Below are 18,199 nucleotides of genomic sequence, written 5' to 3' on the forward strand. Positions count from 1 at the left end.
GAAACTTTAGTATATAGGTTGAAATTATATCGAATGGTTAATAACAGATAGATAGTAACAATAGTAAATAGTTAATAACAACAATAATAACAACAATAATAACAACAACAATAACAACAACAATAATAACAACAACAATAACAACAACAATAATAACAATAACAACAACAACAACAATAATAACAATAATAATAAATAATTAATATATAGGAACTCCTGAGTTTTCATATTCAAACGAAATAGCGTGATTTATTTCACAATCTATTTTTTCACTTGCTTTTTACTTTTGTTTTTACTAATGATAGGTTAGCTGTGTGTCAATTTTTATGTAAATCATAAATACTAAAAAATTTAGGATAGAAGGTTCCATATCTAAAGAACAAAATCACACACAATTAAAAAATTAGCTCAGAATTCACAGCAGATTTGTAATACTGACAATACTTTTAATTTATTTAATTAGTCATATACACTTAAAATAAACACAGATTTTCTAAAAACTTATATATTTTAATATCACTATTCTATTTATTGAAATTTTACAGTTAGTAACATTTAGTAATAAAGCTGCATGTTTAAAGAAAGAGATTTGCAGCAAAATAGGGGGATAGAATATGACTATTGGGGATGGTCACGACTTAAGGTCATCGAGATTTGCAGGCGATGAAGTTCTGGAGGGCTGCTATGATAAAGAAAGAGTTCTCCAGAGAGGGGATAGTGGTTCTGCAGTAAGAAAAATTCAACAGGCTCTGATAGTTCTTGGTTTTCCTGTACCTGAGGTTGGAGCCAATGGCATTTTCAGTGGGGAAACCGAACTGGCAGTCAGAAGCTACCAGGAAGCACGGGGATTGAAGGTTGATGGTATTGTAGGATCAGTTACTATAGGAAGTCTCGATGAAGAATTCTTTACGGGTACTCAAAAACCTTCGGTTTCACCGGTAACCGAGCCACAGGTATCGGAGGTCCCAACTCCGTTATTTCCGGAGTCTCCAGTTAGGTCACCAAGGGCATCTCCTGTGGGGCCGGTAAGGGCACCTGAAGTTCAACCAGTATCGGCCCCTAAGGCTCCGAGAGTAGAGGTACCTGCAGTTAAGATACCTCAACCTCCGACTGCACCGATAGCGGAACCTCCAATCCTGACTACGCAGGCCGTTCCTCTCGAACAAACTCCAGTTCATGTGAGGAGGCCCATAACTCCGCCTTTGACCAGACTACCCCCTACGGTTGATAGTAAAGGACGTAAATTCCATACTGCAGGAACCTTGAGTGGGAGTGATTCTTCTTTTGAAGCTGAGGCTGGAAAATCGGTCCGTCTGGAATTAAATAATCTGAATGTCAAGGAATCGAACGTCATGGTAAAGACAAACACAGGAGAAGCAAAAGAATCCGTACTTTTACCTGACACCCTTGTGAATTTTGAATTCACTGCAATAGAAGAGCCCTTTATATGGAGATTTTATATCGAGAACGACAATGAAGACTCTTTAATTGAGTGGAGACTCTATAGCAACTGGGTACCGGGAAAATCCGAATAATGTTACGAGAAAGAGCTAAGAGAAGCTGCATGAACAGTAAAAAAATTTTAAATGGAAATTAAAATGGAAGGATAATTGAATTGGCCTTAAAAGTTATTTAAATATAGATCTAAATACAGACCTAAATATAAATCTAAATATAGATCTGCCTTGAGAGACTTAAACTCAACTTTTTTCTTTCCAGAAGCATATTTAATCTCTTTTAAGAATTTTTACCCAAATGGATTTTAAAATAAGTTTTTTATTCAGGTTCTTGAACATAACCTGCTTATCAGTTGAGTTTAGAACAATCAGAAGAACGAATAAAAATAGAACAGAACCAGATGAAAGCGAGTTAACAAAAATAATTAAAATAAAGAAATTAAAGTGAGGAAAAAACCTCTTCCTTAATGAGCTTTATGGCTTTATCCACACCTTTAAGAACATCTGGACTGATTTCCTGCGTAGCTTCCGTAACAATCGATCCGATTTCAATCCCAATGACTACAATTTCCGGAAGCTCTTGGACCTGCTCTCCTATTTTCAATACATCTGTAATTGTCAGGTCATGTACTGAAACAAGAGGATGAAATTCAACACCATCCAGTAAGTCTTTTCCTTCTATACGGTGTACCGAACCCGGAGGGCTGTTAGCCAGAACTGCATCAACTATAATAACTTTCCTGGCACCATCGAGAAGGTTTAGAAGATCAAGACCACAGACCCCTGCGTCTTCAATATCGACATCTTTGAGGTCTTTAAGTTCGGTTTCGTGAAGAGCCTCAATGACTTTGATGCCAACACCATCATTTCCCATTAACGGGCTTCCGCAGCCAAGGATGCGTATAGGAGCATTTAGTATAGACATATTTTCACTCAAAAAGGAGTTAAAAAGGTATACAGGCTTTCAATATGCCTGTTACCCTAAAATTAATATTTTTTTTAGTTACCCTAAAATTAATATTTTCTTTAAGAAATTCAAGGCCTTTCCTCTGTAGGAAGGTACTTTGGGATAACCTCTGAGTAGTGAGTATCTGACAGATCCTCTTTTCCTGTCAGGAAGATAGCTTTGTAGTATTTCCAGACATGAGGGTCGAACTCCAGGATACCGACATGCACTACCAGTTCAAAAACAAACCAGTAGGTCAGCAGCAGGTGAAGTAACCTGAGGAACTGCAGGGCAGACAGGTTGAATAGAGGTGAAACAAAACCTGTTACAGTCAGGATCCATGAGGCTATAGGAAGGCCGAAAAGCGACCAGTCGAGCTTGTAAAGCACAATACCTGATAATGCAATGAAGAAGATAGCTGTACCTTCAAGCACAATCAGGATCTTCATCAAGGGATGAAGTTTGGTCTTATAGTGGCCAGTAGTCTCATCATAGATACTGAATGCAGGATATCTGCCTTTCCTGAAGAAGTTACCAATTATACTGCCAAAGCGAGCTGCATCCTTAGGACCGAAGATATAATGGTCCGTAAAGTGCGAGATCTTTCCCATAAATCCGTGGCCTTCAGAGAAAATATTGTAAGGGATAAGGATCCAGTTCACTGCAAGCAGGAACGGGACCGCTATCATGTGAAGCCCACGGGCGGTATGGAAACTCATAAAGTCCCATCCCGTATAGATCTTTAATCCGGTGATGATGAGCACTAACATTGCAACAGCGTGGACAGTATGAGCTATCCTGTCAGTTACGGTATAGCGCTCAACAACCATTGACCGGTTGTCTTTGGATTTCATTGTGGGTCATCTCCTTGTACTGTATTTAGAGTATTCTTAGAGTATTTGGAGCGTTTTTCCCAGTCAGGTCAATGGTGTGTACTGCACAGGAAATGCAAGGATCATAGGACCTGCCCATATGGAAGATGCCAACCGGATTGGTATAATCGACATCTCCTACTGGGTTGATTTTTGAACCAATGAGAGACTGTTCGAGAGGACCAGGAATGCCTTTGCTGTCTCTTGGGGACATTAACCAGCTACCCGGAACTATACACTGGTAGTTGGTAACCTTTCCATCGCTGCCAGCAGAGACCCAGTGACCAAGAGCTCCACGAGGTGCTTCCCATAGGCCCATTCCCGAATTATTTTTAGCTGCATTAAGGTCTATAGGCACGGAAATCTTGCCGTTGGGGTTGTAATCAACTGTTACCCAGTTGAGAAGTTCATATGCGAGAATTGCAGTTTCCTGCATACGAGCCAGCATCCTTGTGTAAACGTTAGCTGCAGAATAACCTTTCTCATTGAAAGCCTGAGCAAGACCGGTTACGAGAGGCTCTTTGATATTTAGCATGCGTGCAAGAGGCCCGACTTCACCTGCAATTCCGTCATATCTGGGAGCCTTGTCCCAGCTGTACTGGCTGTTCGAACCTCCTGTGTAGACGATTTTACTTGGATCAGTAAGCGGAACGGTTTCACCTTTTGCTGGTGCGAGGTCGTTGACACTGTTCTGGTAGAAGGAGTGAGCAGTGCTCTCCGTAATCTTTTCCGGATCAAATTTCTGATATTCTAGCTTTCCTGATACCACGCCTGATGTGAAAATACGGTCTCCTGCCGGGCTCTTCGGGTCGTATCCGTCCTTGTACTTGTAGTATCCACCATATGCAACGAAGCAGATCTTTGAGGGATCCTTGTACCCACCGATGGTATCATGCTTAAGGCTTGCTGGAAGGCCAAGAATCTTTTCTCCTACAAGTTCCGAACCGAAAGCTGCATAGAACTCTACATCTCCCCAACCTGCGTCTTTGGAGAAGTCATTTGAACTCGTTGATTTGTTAATAAGGTCAGTCAGGTGTTCGGTAACAAAGCTTACTGCTTTTTGAGGAGAACTTGCCTTATAAGTATTTTCGATCCAGGTATTGAAATCAACTTTCAGAGTATGTTTGGACACGAAGTCCATGACCTGCAGATAGTAAGAGGAAAGTTTGGTTATATCTGCGACAGTAGCCGGGTAAGTATATCCACCTGGGTAAAGGGATGAAGGACCAGGCATTCTACCGGCAATAAGTGCAATAGCTTCCTGAAGGCGTTTCTTTTCAGGGATTGCTGCAAGATAGGAACTTCCTACCGGTACAGCCACACCATCCATCTTGTAGCTGATTGGGGCAAACCTTCCGACCATTTCTTTCCAGACTGCGTTTCCGGTGTCTCCCAGTGTTGTAAGTACCTTTTTGTACGCCGGGTTTGCAAGGTCAGGACCAAAGAGGACATATATATGAGTTGCATGGCTTGCAACCATATTCAGGCCCTGGAAAATATTCCTCATCATCAGAGCGTCTTTTGGAACGCTTTCGGCCACGCCATAAAGATTGTCAAGAGCGTTTGTGGATGCCAATCCATGAGAAAGAGGACAGACACCACAAATTCTCTGTGTAAGAAAAGCTGCATCTCTTGGGTCCTGATTTTGAAGGATGCGTTCAAAACCTCTGAATATAAGGGAAGATGACTGGGCATCGGTAATAAAACCGTCAGCACCTACTTCGGTGGATATACGCTGGTGGCCTTCAATTCTGGTTAAGGGATCAACTGTAACGTTTACCATTTTTCACTCACTCTCCTTTTCCCATTCTCCTAACAGCATGTACGCCTGCAGCAACTGCAGCTGCTCCGACCGCAACTTTGGCTACTGTGTCAATATTTGTTCCGGCAATTCCCACATCTTCACGTTCAACATATAAGGGCCTTGAGGAATCTGGGAAGCCAGGCTCGACACAGGCAATACAGGGTCCGCCTGCCTGGGTACACATGCTTACCGAACCATTCCATCTGCGAATTCCACAGTCTGCGTGAGAATAGGGAGCTTTACAGCCTAATTTCCACAGGCACTTCTCTCCACCGACCTCAGTATCGAATTCTCCACGGTCATAGTATCCGCGGCGTGGGCAGTTTTCGTGCACTGTGTGATCAGGGGGGAAGAAAACCATTGGCCTGCCGTAATCGTCCACAACTGATGGAATATCTTCAAGCTTAATCTTTCCAAGGATTACCGCTCCCAGGGTCAAAAGAACCCAGTCAGGGTGAGCAGGGCAACCAGGAATATTAATTACTGGTTTATCAATCCCAAGTTCCTTAAGCATGCCTTTTGAAGAATCTTCCTTTGCAAAAGCTACTCCTCTGTAGTCAGTATCCTTGGCAACCTCGCTATCTGCAGAAGTGATTCCTCCCCAGCAGGCACAGGCTCCGACTGCAATGACAGCAATTGCGTTCTTTGCAGCCTCTCCAAGGCTTTCCTTGAAAGTCTTGTTTCCAATAACCAGATAGCGTCCGGAACCATCCGGACCGTTTGGAATTGAGCCCTCAACGACCAGGAAATATTTGCCTTCTTTATAAAGGTCTTCAAGGAGAATCTCAGAGTTAAGCTCGGAGGTGTTTACAAGCTTACCATCGTTCCAGATTCCCTGCTGTGCACAAAGAGTCTCATGGAAAGCGAGATTGACATTGAGCTTTTGTAGTGCCTGTACAAGGTCAGGATTGCCTGCATTTAAGACCGATTCGGAGCAGCCAGTGCATTCAGAGCCGTGAAGCCATACAAGCTTGGTCTCTGCAAATTCAAGCGCACTTACAATCTCAGACTTGTATGTGCCCAGGAATGTAGCTGCGCCCATTGCACCCAGTGCTTTCATGAAAGTGCGTCGATCCATTTTTAAGAAGTCCACACTGTCCAGTGTACGGACAAGGTTTTTTATTCCAGTACTCATCTCTACCACATCTTGATTTTACCCAAATTATACATCCGAAAGAAAATTTTAAAATAATTGTCCACAGTAATTATATAAATGCATACATAAATTTACCACTAATGTTTTTCAATGAGGGAATAGTATATAAGGTTTTTTACACGCTCCGACAAATATATTAATTGGCTGCATTGAAGGTAAATGATTCATTGATAAATATAATAGGTTTTCAATATAAGCAATATAATTCAATGTACATTGTTGTGAGTTATAGTACATATATGTCGGATTGAGGTCTTTTGAAAGAGAAAAGAGTATCAAAAGAATTAATTAAATTTCAAAAGTTAAAAGTTACTAATGAAGTAGTAGTTCATATTTAAAAACTTATCTGTATTATGACAAAACACATAAAAGTAAGATAAAATGCAGAAAAGTTTTGAAAAGCAAAGAAAGAATCATTTATTTCAAAGAGATATTTTTGTAGATTGGGCTTCTCAAGCAGAATTAAAATTCATAGGAAAGAACTATATTGCCGTAGCTAACCCTGTTTAACTGTCAGAGATCCAGGAGAATACTGATCTTACTAAAAACTGAAGAGTTTTAATCCTGGATTTTCTCAATTAAAACTATGATCCTCAGTGCTCTGAAAAACACATTTAAGAGAAACTTAAAATGGAAAAAAAGCGTTGAAAAACCTTATATTATTAAATCTTATATTATTCAAACCTTATCTCATTGAAACTTATCTCATTGAACCTTATCTTATCATATGATTTTGCAGAAAAATGCTATCCATTTCAATTATCCATATTTTTCAGAATCTGGAGTATTCCACCTCAAATAGAACGATTTTGGAACCCTTTCTAAAACATTTCTACAGCAAACCCAAAACCAGAATAAAGAACATTTTTAAATTATGCAAGTGAAATGAAAAAACAAAAAGAATATAAAATAGAACCATAGAGTTTTAAAAAATAATTTTCGACAATAGATTTATTCAAAATACGGAATTAGGCTCTTGTTTATGATATCTCTATTTTCCTATCTGCGGCAAGTTGCAAAAGAAAAAAATGAATATTTAAAAGCAGCAGTAGATAAATGAAAATAATTAAGGGGATAGAAACTGTTTAACCAGTTAAGGAAATAAAACTGGAGGATTTTTTACTAAGTTGGGACCTGTAAATATATATACCTTGCAAATATATATCTTTTGTAAAATAATTTTTGTAAAACCCTTAATATGAGTTTTGCAAAACTCTTAATACAGGAATTTCCCTCATGAAAAATGAATTATATAAATTAATAGGATTTTAAAACAAAAGAGTTTGAGGAAACATGTGTATAGCTATTCCTGGAAAAGTAATATCCATTGTAAATGAGAATACTGCAACGATTGACATGGGCGGAATCTGCAGAGATGTGAATATGGACCTTATGGGAGGAGCTGACGAATCCCAGATAGGGAAACACTTTCTTGTCCACGTTGGATATGCAATATCCGAAATCTCGGAAGAAGAAAGTGAAGAAACAATGCACCTTCTCAGACAGATTGCGGGACTTGAAGAGATAGATACCCCAGAAAGCAAATCTATCTGAAAGCGGACGCTGATGAAAAATGGAAAACGGGAATTCACCTTCAAAGCTAGCGGCTCCTGAACTTGAAAGAAAGCTCCTGGAAAGAATCAGAGGCTCGGATAAACCACTTCGCATAATGCATGTATGCGGGACTCACGAGCGAACGATAGCAAAATATGGGTTAAGGAGTGTCCTTCCGAAAAATATTGAGGTAATAAGCGGTCCCGGATGCCCTGTTTGTGTGACTCCTGAAGAAGACGTTAATATTGCTATTGCCCTTGCGAAAAGTGGAGCAACCGTTGTCACTTTTGGAGATATGATGCGGGTTCCTGGCTCGGGCGAAAGTTTGCTGGATGCAAAATCCGAAGGGGCAAACGTAAAAATGGTCTATAGTATTGATGATGCAATTGCCCTTGCGGAAAAAAAACCAGAACTTGAAGTAGTCTTTTTTGGAATAGGCTTTGAGACCACGGTTCCCGCAAATGCGGCCGCTCTTTTAAGAAAGACCCCTGAAAACTTCAGCCTCCTTACCTCGCAGAAACAAACTCCTCCTGCAGTTGAATTTCTTGCCAGGGATGCAGATGTCGATGCCTTTATAGCTCCTGGACACGTGGCAACCATAATAGGCACAAAACCTTTTGAATCTCTTGCAGAAAAAGGCTTTCCTGTCGTCGTAAGCGGATTTGAACCGGGAGACATTCTCCTTGGAATCAACCTGTTACAAATGCAGGCAGAAAAAGGAATCTCAAGGGTAGATAACGGCTACCCGAGAGCTGTAAAACCTGAAGGAAATCAGATTGCCCTTAAAATAATGAAGGAAACATTTGAAACTTCGGACTCTGAATGGCGAGGCATAGGAAAAATAAAGAACTCGGGACTTGTGCTCAGGAAAGAATTTGAGGAAAAAGACGCCGCAAAAAAGTACGAAGACCTGTATGCTTCTGCCCTTGAAGATGTCCGAAAGAAAACAGGGAGAAAAGACAAAAAACGCTGTATCTGCGCAGCTATCCTTACCGGGAAAGCAAAACCTTCACAATGTCCGAATTTCGGGAAGGACTGTACCCCGAAAAGCCCTGCAGGTCCCTGTATGGTAAGCCAGGAAGGCATGTGTTATAACTGGTTCAGATACTCAAGAGAAGGAGGTAACAGGGTTGCATGAGTTTTCCATTGCATGTGAAATTTTCGAGCAGGTTATGACTACTGCCAAAGAACACGGAGCCACGGAAGTTAAGCACGTAACCCTTCAGATGGGAAGACTGTCTCATACTAATCCGGAACAACTTAGTTTTTGTTTTAAAGTCCTTTCCGAGGAAAGCATTGCCGAAAATGCGGACTTTATTGTAGAAATGATACCACCCTCGCTTGAATGCGAATGTGGATACACGGGAACAGTAGACGAAGAAAAGATACGAGAGAACTGTGAGTTCAAAAGCGAACTTCTGGCTTATGCGGCAGTCATGGAATGCCCAATCTGCGGAAAACCTGCCCAAATTACAGGCGGTAGAGAGCTTATAATTAAAAGCATCGAGATCGAAACTGAAGACCAGAATTAAAACGCAAAAATGTAAAATTAGAAATAAAATTTTCCAAGTGATGTTTATGTTAATGCACGTAATCGATATGGGACATGATGTCTACAAAGCAAATGACAAAGTTGCTGAAAAAAACAAAAAGAAACTTGACAAGTATCAGGTCTTTTCGGTAAATGTTATGGGTGCAATAGGATCAGGAAAGACCACTCTGATTGAAGAGGTTATTCGGCAACTTAAGGATAAATATAAAATAGCTGTGATCGCAGGGGATGTAATCGCTGAGATGGATTCCTCACGTTTCAGGAAACTCGATGTCCCTACTATTCCTGTAAATACCGGGAAAGAGTGCCACCTGGATGCAAAACTGGTAGAAAAAGCCCTGGATGAAATCGATCTTAACAACACGGATCTCCTGCTAATTGAGAACGTAGGTAACCTGATATGCCCTGTGGACTTTAAACTGGGAGAACACCTGAGGGTTGTAATTGTGAGCGTGACCGAAGGAGACGACATTATCCTTAAACACCCCATGATATTCAAGACTTCGGATCTTGCAGTAATAAATAAAGTTGACATTGCACATGCTGTTGATGTAGATGCTGAAAAAATGCGAGATGATATTCTTTCCTTAAACCCGAACGTGCCGGTTATCCTGACTTCAAAGCATGATTGGGAAAGTCTGGAAACCTGGATTAGCTTCATCGAGCTTGGAGTTAAAGAGTCTCAGAATAGATAAAAAGTTAAAGGCATTAAGGTGGAAACCAGGTTAATAAGGATAAAGTTAAAAAAACTAGGTTAAAGAGAAATAAGGTAGAAACCAGGTTAAAGAAAAATAACTCGAAAACCGGATTAAGAAGATTTTAGGTGGATTGAGAAGATCCAGCGGGTTTAAAAGGCGGAAAAAAGGAGACTTATATGAAATCCAATACCATTTCTCTTGAGCACGGTGCAGGCGGAGAAGTAATGCAGGCACTTATAGGAGAAATAATTCTTAAAAACTTTCGTAATAAAAGTGCAGGCTCGATAGGGCTCGAATGTCTTGATGATGGATCCACGATCAAACTTGAAGACTTCAATAAGGGATGCGAACTCGTACTGACTACTGATAGTCATGTGATTACACCTGCCTTTTTCCCGAATACCAATATAGGAAGACTTGCAGTTGCAGGGACTGTAAATGACCTTACGGTTATGGGAGCAAAACCCCTTGCCCTTACCTGTGCAGTCATAGTCCCTGAAGGTTTTTCACTCAAGGAGTTTGAGGAAATAATTAAAACAATGGACGAAACTGCTGCAGAGGTTGGCGTACCCATAATAACAGGCGATACTAAAACCGTGGAGAAAACTGCGCTGGACTCGATTATCCTGAATACTGCAGGCCTTGGAATTACGGATAGCCCTGTAAGAGACTCAGGACTTCAACCTGGAGACAAAATCCTGGTTACAGGAACTATCGGCGACCATGGAATCTCGCTTATGGCTCATAGGGAAGGTTTTGACTTTGATACCGACCTTGCCTCGGATTCAGCTCCACTCTGGAAACTCATAGAACCTCTTCTGAAACTCAGAACTCCGGAAGGTGAACCCGTAATCACGGCAATGAAAGACCCGACCCGAGGAGGGCTTGCAAATGCCCTGAACGAGATGGCATCAAAATCCGGAGCAGGTATTCTTATTGAAGAAGACTGGATTCCCTTCAAATCAGCCGTTTCCGCAGCCTGTGAGATGCTGGGCCTGGACCCCCTTGAGGTTGCAAACGAAGGAAAAGCAGTTATGGGAGTCAAAGCCGGCTTTGAAGAAGAAGTGCTTTCAATCTTGAGGCAGCACCCTTACGGTAGGGACGCAGCTGTTATAGGAGAAGTTACTCCGGATAAGAATGAAGTAGTCCTGAGAAACCGTTTCGGCGGTATGCGTTTTGTAGATGTACCTGCAGGAGACCCGATTCCCAGAGTATGCTAAAAATCATTAGACTTCAGTCGAGATTGATTCAAGGTAAGGGACTTTGGAATTGAGTTTAGAAGTACAGTTGTTTCCTCTCATTTAACCGAATTTACTTTTTATTTTTCCTATTGATTTTATACTACATTTTTATCTTATTTTTTTACTTTACTTTCGCAGTGTCTCTTTTCAGTCTCTGTTTTTATTCTCTCGTCCGTAGTCTCTTTTCAGTCTCTGTTTTTATTCTCTCGTTCGCAGTCTCTTTTCAGTCTATATTTTCAATTTACATTTTTAGAAATATCTCAGTTACCAGTATTAACTAATGTTTAAAAGTAAATTGCCATATAGAAATTCATAATGTAACGATAAAATAAATTAAAAAGATGTTAAGAATAAGGCAATCCGATGGGAACAATAACATATAGAAAATATTCATGGAAGTATATTTAGAGGAATAGTTACTGAAAAGGATGGAAGTTGAAGCATGAACCGAGATTCAATTGTGGAACAGGAACTATGGCGCTCAGTTGCAGTATATTTTGCATCTTTTTGATATTTGGACCTCTGAATAGTTTAAGGGTAAATATTAGTAGAAGGTATTGATACTTTTGAGGCCTTAATGAAGATCAAAGTTTCCTGTACAGGAAATAAACCATCCCATTGCGGCGCTATTATCCTGAGCAGTCAGGGCTTTGCAAGGGTTATGTATGTCTGCGATAGAATTCTTCTACATACATATTATTAAAAATGTTTTTAAACTGGAAAGGAAATCCGTTTTTTAGCTTTTTCCTTTAATACTTTAACACATATAAAGAGTTATAGAATTTGGCACGGAGATGAAACGAAAATGAGAAACATAAATATCCTGTATTACGGGAAAGTGAAACCTGTAGATATATATGAAAGCATGTTTGAGTATATAAAAAGTTCCGGAACTTCGGACTGCGAAAAAGATTACATCGAAGACCAACCCGAATATTTTGTAGAAGAATGGCAGGTGACACTCGACTGCGAGGTGTGTTTTGGATACGATCCGATGAAAGATGCAGGAGAACTCGAAATTGACGGACAAAATTATACCCGTGTAGGTAGGGGGTTAAACGAGTTAAGTTATGTGCCCACTGATAGCCTGGCTGACATCCTGTATATTATTTACCATTGTGACCATAACACGAGAAAATGTATATGTACCAGTGAAATCTTCCGAACAAAAGAAGAAGCAGAAAAGAGAGCAAACGAACTTAGAGGAAGTAATGAGTTATCCTGATCTTTCTTGTTTTAGAAATATTATAAATAAAAAATTAAAAAAATTGGCCTTATTTACAGGTAGAATTACCTGACCTGTGATATTAGTTGCTTACTGGATACCTGAAAAACAAGAGAAAAGCTGCTTATAAAAATTTTAAGATTTCTACTCAGAATTTCAAGCCAGGAGTTTAGACTGCTGAACTTTATTTTTTTCTATTTTTATCAACACTAATACAGAATTTGGATATTTGCCACCTTTTTCTATTTTTATATTAGCTTCATTTGTATTTGAACAAGCGACCTAAATCACTGCTGTCCCAATAATACATATTAATTTTTGGCAACCATGGCCTTGTAAACTGAAATATTGAGATGCCATTCCGGGCTGCGTGTGAGTCAGAGTGGAATCATGTAAAATGTCTGCTATTTTGTACAAAGAAATTGAAAACAACGTCACATTACTGTTGAATATTTATTTATATGTACGAAGTCTATTATTTAGCGAGTTTAACGTTTATGCGTTAATTTCGCAGTTAAACAGGATAAATTAAACGTAGAGGTTATGGTATGCATAATAGACATGAACTAAAAGAAGAAGCTGGCAAAACAATCAGGAGGGTAAAAACCGAAATCAAGGAGACTCACAGGACAAACGAGAAGTCTAGCTCCAGATCCTGTTACGTTCCTGGTTCCTGGGAAGGAATAAAAAAGAATCCAAAAATTGAACGGATCAGGAACAAGCAGCGTTATGTGCCAGGATTCTGGAAAGGGACTATAGAAACACGGGTAGAGAAACCCGACTATAAGCAAAAATACATACCCGGGTTCTGGAAAGCGACAAAAGAGAACCCAAAGCTTGAGAAAATAAAGTACAGACAACGTTACATTCCCGGACTCTGGAAAGAAACTGCAAATACCAGAAAAATAAATAAAGATGATTATGAGCCACGTTATATTCCCGGCTTATGGAGAGGAACAAAAGAGAATCCGAAAATAAGTAAGATCAGGTACAGACAGCGTTACATCCCAGGATTCTGGAGAGGAAACACCGAGAATTCAAAAACAGATAAGATCAGTCATAAGCCAAAATACGTACCTGGATTCTGGAAAGGAACAAAAGAGAATCCAAAGCTTGAGGAAATCAAGTATAAACAACGTTATATTCCCGGACTCTGGAAAGGAACAGAAAAAACTCCAGAAACAAAGAAAGTTGACTATAAAGCGCGTTATATTCCCGGTTCATGGAAAAGTACAACAAAGACTCCGAAAATAAGTAAAATCAGGTACAAACAGCGTTACATTCCCGGGCTCTGGAAAGGAAATGCGAAGAAGGATAGCTATAGACCTCGTTATGTGCCTGGCTCCTGGGAAGGAATAAAAGAAGCACCTAAGAGAAGTGAAAAATTTAGTTACAAGCCTCGCTATGTACCTGGATTCTGGAAAGGAATACCGAGAATCTAAAGGAACTGTGGCACCTGAAAAGAAAAAAATAAAACGCTGGCAGGCCTATAATAGATATAATAATTGAACAGTTATGAGTGAAACTTGAAGGCTCTTATTATCGTTTTTCAGTTCAGTTGTATAAATATGAGAGGTATAGTTATGAGAGTCTCCAGAATCAGACAAGCATCTTAAGCGAAAAAGTCAGTGAGAAGATAAAGTATAGAAATTAGTGGGAGTCTTTGGCTAAATCTGAAAATGCACACACTTACTTTGTTTGATCGGATTTGAGAGCCTTCCTTTTGATTATTAAGTCACAGGAAATGACTCCCATAGTCAAACTTTTATGACCTTTTATTACTAGTCTATTTAAGTCTCTTATTAGATCATTCCACCTTTTCATAATTAACCAGTATTAAAAATCATCGTTAATTTACGCTTATGATAAACCATCTTTAAGTTACGTATTTGATAAATCGTCTCTAATTTATGTTTTTGATAAATCGTCTCTGATTTATACTTTTGATAAATCGTCTTTAATTTAGTTTTTGATCCCAGTCTCAAGTTTCAGTTCACAGTCCCCGTTTTTAACTCATAATTTTAACCTTTACTTTGACCCCGGTTTAATTGTACAGTTTTAAACGTACATGTGTCTGCGAAACTCACCTCCAGAGTTTAAGCTGTGCAAGTTCCCGGAAAAATAAAAATACTTAAATTCTCGTTCGGGGGATAATGCCTGAAATATTACCAGCGATTCCAGGGGTTACCGGGAAAATTTTAAAAGATTATACATTTTCTGAGACTGCATTCCTAAGGCAGGTTTCCCAATCTTCAGGATTGTCTATGTTATCGCATTGCCACTCAAACTCGCGCCTTGCAAGCCTGATAGTTGCACGTGCTTTTTTGAGTGGGACCAGCTCTTTTCCGACATCGCCGATTCCCCCGACTTCCAGGCAGCTTACGATATCAATCATAAATTTTTCCAGGCTCTCCGGTGGTATCGATTCGTTTCTTGCATGAATTTCTGCGCATTTCGCAAGATATTCTGCAAGTACTCGCATCAGTTTCGTGTCACGCATGGTTCTAACTCCTTTGTACGATAAGTGGGGCAATTCACCTCGTCACACTTGACTTTAAGATTTGATGATCACAACTAATAAGAATATTAATAAAAATGCAGACATATCTTCCTGAGTTTAGCCCAGGATACCCTTATATCCTGATTTTCCAGGAACAGTATCTCAAACAGCAATTAAAAATATGTGTTTTCGAGGCTTAAAGTTTTCTAAATAATCGTATTTGAGAGAAACTATGTACACTTGAGTATCGATCTAAAGTTCATAAAGTCGTATAAAATATTTTTTCTACTACTTTCTATTACTGTATTTATAAAATAAGTTTACAAGTAGATAATTAATACTCTTCTTAGCATAAATTTCTCTTTATCCTCTTTCTGATTAGCCAGGATGCCTGAATATCTAATCCGGATGATTCTTTTAGTTGCCTGGCGTTAATATAGAGAAATATTAAATCTTAAGTCTTTACAAGTCTCCAGATATATCAATTGATTACTAAGGAAGACCAATAATAATCATATCTTTTTATTGACTTGAGCCTAACGCAGTTAAAAATCAGGAGTGATTTAAATGCCTGGAATAGATTTAAAAAAAGAGAATAAAGAATTATACAATCCATCTGCAAAAGAAGTATCAATTGTAAATGTTCCTGAAATGAATTTTCTAATGATAGATGGTAAAGGCGACCCAAATATATCACAGGAATATCAGGACTCCATAGAAGCATTGTTTTCAGTATCTTATAAAATTAAATTTATCTCTAAAAAAGAGAACTCGCAAGATTATGTGGTAATGCCTCTTGAGGGACTCTGGTGGGTTGAAAATATGAAAGAATTCACCGTTCAAGATAAAAGTGGCTGGAAATGGACCGCAATGATAAGACAACCAGACTTCATAACAAAAGATGTGATAAAAGAAGCCGTAAAAGAAGTCGAAAAAAAGAAAAAACTGCCTGCACTTTCCAGGATAAAATTTCAAAGCCTGCATGAAGGCTTATCAGCCCAGATAATGCACATTGGTCCATATTCTCAGGAAGACCCGACTGTAGAGAAACTACATAATTTTATTGAAGAAAAAGGATATGAGTTTAATGGAAGCCTGCCTGGTGAGAAACACCATGAGATATATATAAGCAACATGCTCAGAACAGAGCCGGAAAAACTTAAAACTATCATAAGGCAACCCATGAAAAAAAGAAGTTAAAATAACGAATTGATGGCAAAATAATGAAAAGGTAACAGACAATAAACGGATAACAAGCAATAAAAAAATAACAAACAATGAAAAGATAACTAGCAATGAGCGGATAATAAACAATGAAAAGATAACAAGCAATAAAAGATAACAAACAATAAAAGATGACAAACAATAAAAGATGACAAACAATGAATAAAGATTGAAATCCATTGAGAGTTGCTTAAGATACCTCTTTTGTTCAGGTTTATGTTTACCTTATTTTTCTACAATTATTAAACTTAAGGAAAATTTATTCTATCGCATTTATTTAGTTTCCAGCTATCTAATATATAGATAGGCAGGAGCAAAATTTACTTTTTATCAGAAAAATGACATTTGTTAAAGTCCTATATAAGAATTTCAATAATTTATGATATTTGAAGGAACTGAAATGTTGACTGAGGATGAAATCTTTGCCAACGAAACTTATATTCTTGATCTCTTAAATGAAATTGAGAGAGAAGGAGTTAAAGATTACATCCGGTACATTGAAAGCTCTGATTTCTTTTCTGCACCAGCAAGTACAAAATATCATAGAGATTATCCTGGCGGACTTGCGGAACATTGCCTCAATTTATTAGAACCGCTGAAATTATCGAACTCCCGCCTTAAGGAAAAAGAGCAACTTTCCGAAGATTCTTTAATAATTATTGCTTTGTGCCACGACGTCTGTAAAGAAGGATTATATACTGGGGATTATGGAAATTATCGGACGTTACCAGATCATCCTGCAAATAATAAGCATTCAATTCTTTCTATTGAGAGAGTTAAAAAGTATATAAAACTTACACGCAACGAAAGGGACATAATCCTTTATCATATGGGACTTTTTTCGTGCTATGAATATGGTATGGAGTATACTCCAGAAGATTTGATGAGAGCTATAAAAAGACACCCTCTTGTACAGATTTTTGCAGCTATTGATATGGAAGAAACTCACTGGCAAAGGTAAAGATCAAGCTTTTTAAGATAAGCTTTTAAGCTTTTTAAGATAAGCCTAACCTTTTAAGATAAACCTTTAAGCTTTTAAGATAAACCTTTAAGCTTTTAAGATAAAGCCTAAGCTTTTACGAACTATCACCTTACTGACCTGAGTAACCCTCTTTTAACAAACATTTGATTTGAATTCTTTTTATATTAAACTAGAGTAGTAGTAAAGAGGGAATAAAAGAGGGTGAGAAATTAAATTGGGAAAGGCTTTGGAAACCTAAATTTAGAAAATGAACTTATCAAACAAGGAGTAAAACAGGTTGAGATCGAAAGGAACTCCGAGAAAATAGAGTCACAATATTGGGAAAAATCATAATATGGGGGAGAAAAAGTAATGCAAGCAAGCACTACTGAAGTTCAGAGCATTTTAGGAAATGTAAAATATCCTGCAACGAAGAAACAGGTCATCGATGAAGCCCGAAAACAGAATATTAGTGGCGACACAATGCAGACTCTTGAGAACATTCCAGACAGGGAATACAACAGCGCTGATGATGTAGTCAATGAATTTGAAGGTTTTCAAAAAGCTATGGAAGTTTTCCATAAAAGGAAATATCCTGCAACAAAGCAGGAGCTAGTCAATGAAGCTAGAAATCTTCATGTCCGCGATGTAATAATAAGAGCTCTTGAGGCCTGCCCGGATAAGGAATACTCCAGCCCTGATGATGTTATCAAAGAATGCAGAGCCAGAATCCAGAACCGATAATTCGATTTTAGACAGGTAGCCGCTAAAAGCGAAAGATTAAAACAGAAATTAAAGCAGAAGATTAAAACAGAAATTAAAGCAGAAGATTAAAACAGAAATTAAAGCAGAAGATTAAAACAGAAGGTTAAAGCAGAAGATTAAAACAGAAGGTTAAAGCAGAAGACCAAAAACAAGATGGAAAAACTATAAACTTCGGTTCAGACCGCCTTTGGTCTTGAATTTTTAAGAGGGGAAAGAATCCCTTAAATTTTCCTCAAAAGATTTT

Annotated in this window: 17 protein-coding genes; 12 read left to right on the forward strand and 5 right to left on the reverse strand. The window is 38.6% G+C overall.

Annotation, left to right across the window (positions count from 1 at the left end):
* Positions 1-614 precede the first annotated feature (614 nt).
* Positions 615-1,535, forward strand: coding sequence for a peptidoglycan-binding domain-containing protein (locus MSBR3_RS13820; protein ID WP_048108819.1), 921 nt, complete (start codon positions 615-617; stop codon positions 1,533-1,535).
* A 361-nt stretch (positions 1,536-1,896) separates the two neighbouring features.
* On the opposite strand, the gene MSBR3_RS13825 is transcribed toward MSBR3_RS13820, so the two are convergent.
* The 4 genes from MSBR3_RS13825 to MSBR3_RS13840 all read right to left on the reverse strand — a co-directional run bounded on the left by MSBR3_RS13825 (position 1,897) and on the right by MSBR3_RS13840 (position 6,214).
* Complete coding sequence (locus MSBR3_RS13825) at positions 1,897-2,382, reverse strand: hydrogenase maturation protease (RefSeq protein WP_048108820.1); 486 nt, start codon at positions 2,380-2,382, stop codon at positions 1,897-1,899.
* A gap of 110 nt (positions 2,383-2,492) precedes the next feature.
* Positions 2,493-3,257 carry a cytochrome b gene (locus tag MSBR3_RS13830; RefSeq protein ID WP_048108821.1) on the reverse strand — a complete coding sequence of 255 codons (765 nt, stop codon included), beginning with the start codon at positions 3,255-3,257 and terminating at the stop codon, positions 2,493-2,495.
* A 25-nt stretch (positions 3,258-3,282) separates the two neighbouring features.
* The gene (locus MSBR3_RS13835) at positions 3,283-5,058 is read right to left on the reverse strand and encodes a nickel-dependent hydrogenase large subunit (protein ID WP_048108822.1); all 1,776 of its coding nucleotides are present in this window, start codon (positions 5,056-5,058) and stop codon (positions 3,283-3,285) included.
* A 7-nt stretch (positions 5,059-5,065) separates the two neighbouring features.
* Complete coding sequence (locus MSBR3_RS13840; RefSeq protein ID WP_196296955.1) at positions 5,066-6,214, reverse strand: hydrogenase small subunit; 1,149 nt, start codon at positions 6,212-6,214, stop codon at positions 5,066-5,068.
* Between the two features lie 1,314 nt (positions 6,215-7,528).
* On the opposite strand from MSBR3_RS13840, the gene MSBR3_RS13845 reads away from it, so the two are divergent.
* The 8 genes from MSBR3_RS13845 (at position 7,529) to MSBR3_RS13875 (ending at position 13,947) form a co-directional block, all read left to right on the forward strand.
* On the forward strand, positions 7,529-7,789 hold the full coding sequence (locus MSBR3_RS13845) for a HypC/HybG/HupF family hydrogenase formation chaperone (protein WP_048108824.1): 261 nt from the start codon (positions 7,529-7,531) through the stop codon (positions 7,787-7,789).
* A gap of 19 nt (positions 7,790-7,808) precedes the next feature.
* Positions 7,809-8,927, forward strand: coding sequence for a hydrogenase formation protein HypD (gene hypD, locus MSBR3_RS13850; RefSeq protein WP_048108825.1), 1,119 nt, complete (start codon positions 7,809-7,811; stop codon positions 8,925-8,927).
* The gene (hypA, locus tag MSBR3_RS13855) at positions 8,920-9,321 is read left to right on the forward strand and encodes a hydrogenase maturation nickel metallochaperone HypA (protein WP_048108826.1); all 402 of its coding nucleotides are present in this window, start codon (positions 8,920-8,922) and stop codon (positions 9,319-9,321) included. Before hypD ends, hypA begins: the two co-directional genes overlap by 8 nt.
* A 46-nt stretch (positions 9,322-9,367) precedes the next feature.
* Positions 9,368-10,036 carry a hydrogenase nickel incorporation protein HypB gene (hypB, locus tag MSBR3_RS13860; RefSeq protein WP_230628037.1) on the forward strand — a complete coding sequence of 223 codons (669 nt, stop codon included), beginning with the start codon at positions 9,368-9,370 and terminating at the stop codon, positions 10,034-10,036.
* A gap of 179 nt (positions 10,037-10,215) precedes the next feature.
* Entirely contained in the window at positions 10,216-11,259 is a 1,044-nt protein-coding gene (gene hypE, locus MSBR3_RS13865) for a hydrogenase expression/formation protein HypE (protein WP_048108828.1), read from the forward strand.
* A gap of 598 nt (positions 11,260-11,857) precedes the next feature.
* The gene (locus tag MSBR3_RS21520; RefSeq protein ID WP_268989091.1) at positions 11,858-11,983 is read left to right on the forward strand and encodes a hypothetical protein; all 126 of its coding nucleotides are present in this window, start codon (positions 11,858-11,860) and stop codon (positions 11,981-11,983) included.
* A 102-nt stretch (positions 11,984-12,085) separates the two neighbouring features.
* Positions 12,086-12,505, forward strand: a complete 420-nt coding sequence (locus MSBR3_RS13870; protein ID WP_048108829.1) for a hypothetical protein — start codon at positions 12,086-12,088, stop codon at positions 12,503-12,505.
* A 548-nt stretch (positions 12,506-13,053) separates the two neighbouring features.
* A complete protein-coding gene (locus MSBR3_RS13875; protein ID WP_048108830.1) occupies positions 13,054-13,947 on the forward strand; it encodes a hypothetical protein in 894 nt (297 codons plus the stop codon).
* 764 nt (positions 13,948-14,711) lie between these two features.
* Here the strand turns inward: MSBR3_RS13875 and MSBR3_RS13880 are convergent.
* A complete protein-coding gene (locus MSBR3_RS13880) occupies positions 14,712-15,005 on the reverse strand; it encodes a hypothetical protein (RefSeq protein ID WP_048108831.1) in 294 nt (97 codons plus the stop codon).
* Positions 15,006-15,572: 567 nt separating this feature from the next.
* On the opposite strand from MSBR3_RS13880, the gene MSBR3_RS13885 reads away from it, so the two are divergent.
* The 3 genes from MSBR3_RS13885 (at position 15,573) to MSBR3_RS13895 (ending at position 17,934) form a co-directional block, all read left to right on the forward strand.
* Positions 15,573-16,205: a GyrI-like domain-containing protein gene (locus MSBR3_RS13885; RefSeq protein WP_048108832.1), complete on the forward strand. Its 633-nt coding sequence runs from the start codon at positions 15,573-15,575 to the stop codon at positions 16,203-16,205.
* 424 nt (positions 16,206-16,629) lie between these two features.
* The gene (locus MSBR3_RS19025; protein ID WP_155396828.1) at positions 16,630-17,190 is read left to right on the forward strand and encodes a hypothetical protein; all 561 of its coding nucleotides are present in this window, start codon (positions 16,630-16,632) and stop codon (positions 17,188-17,190) included.
* Between the two features lie 372 nt (positions 17,191-17,562).
* Positions 17,563-17,934 carry a DUF2795 domain-containing protein gene (locus MSBR3_RS13895; RefSeq protein WP_048108833.1) on the forward strand — a complete coding sequence of 124 codons (372 nt, stop codon included), beginning with the start codon at positions 17,563-17,565 and terminating at the stop codon, positions 17,932-17,934.
* The last annotated feature ends 265 nt before the right edge of the window (positions 17,935-18,199 follow it).

The organism is Methanosarcina barkeri 3, from assembly GCF_000970305.1.
GTDB lineage: Archaea > Halobacteriota > Methanosarcinia > Methanosarcinales > Methanosarcinaceae > Methanosarcina > Methanosarcina barkeri_A.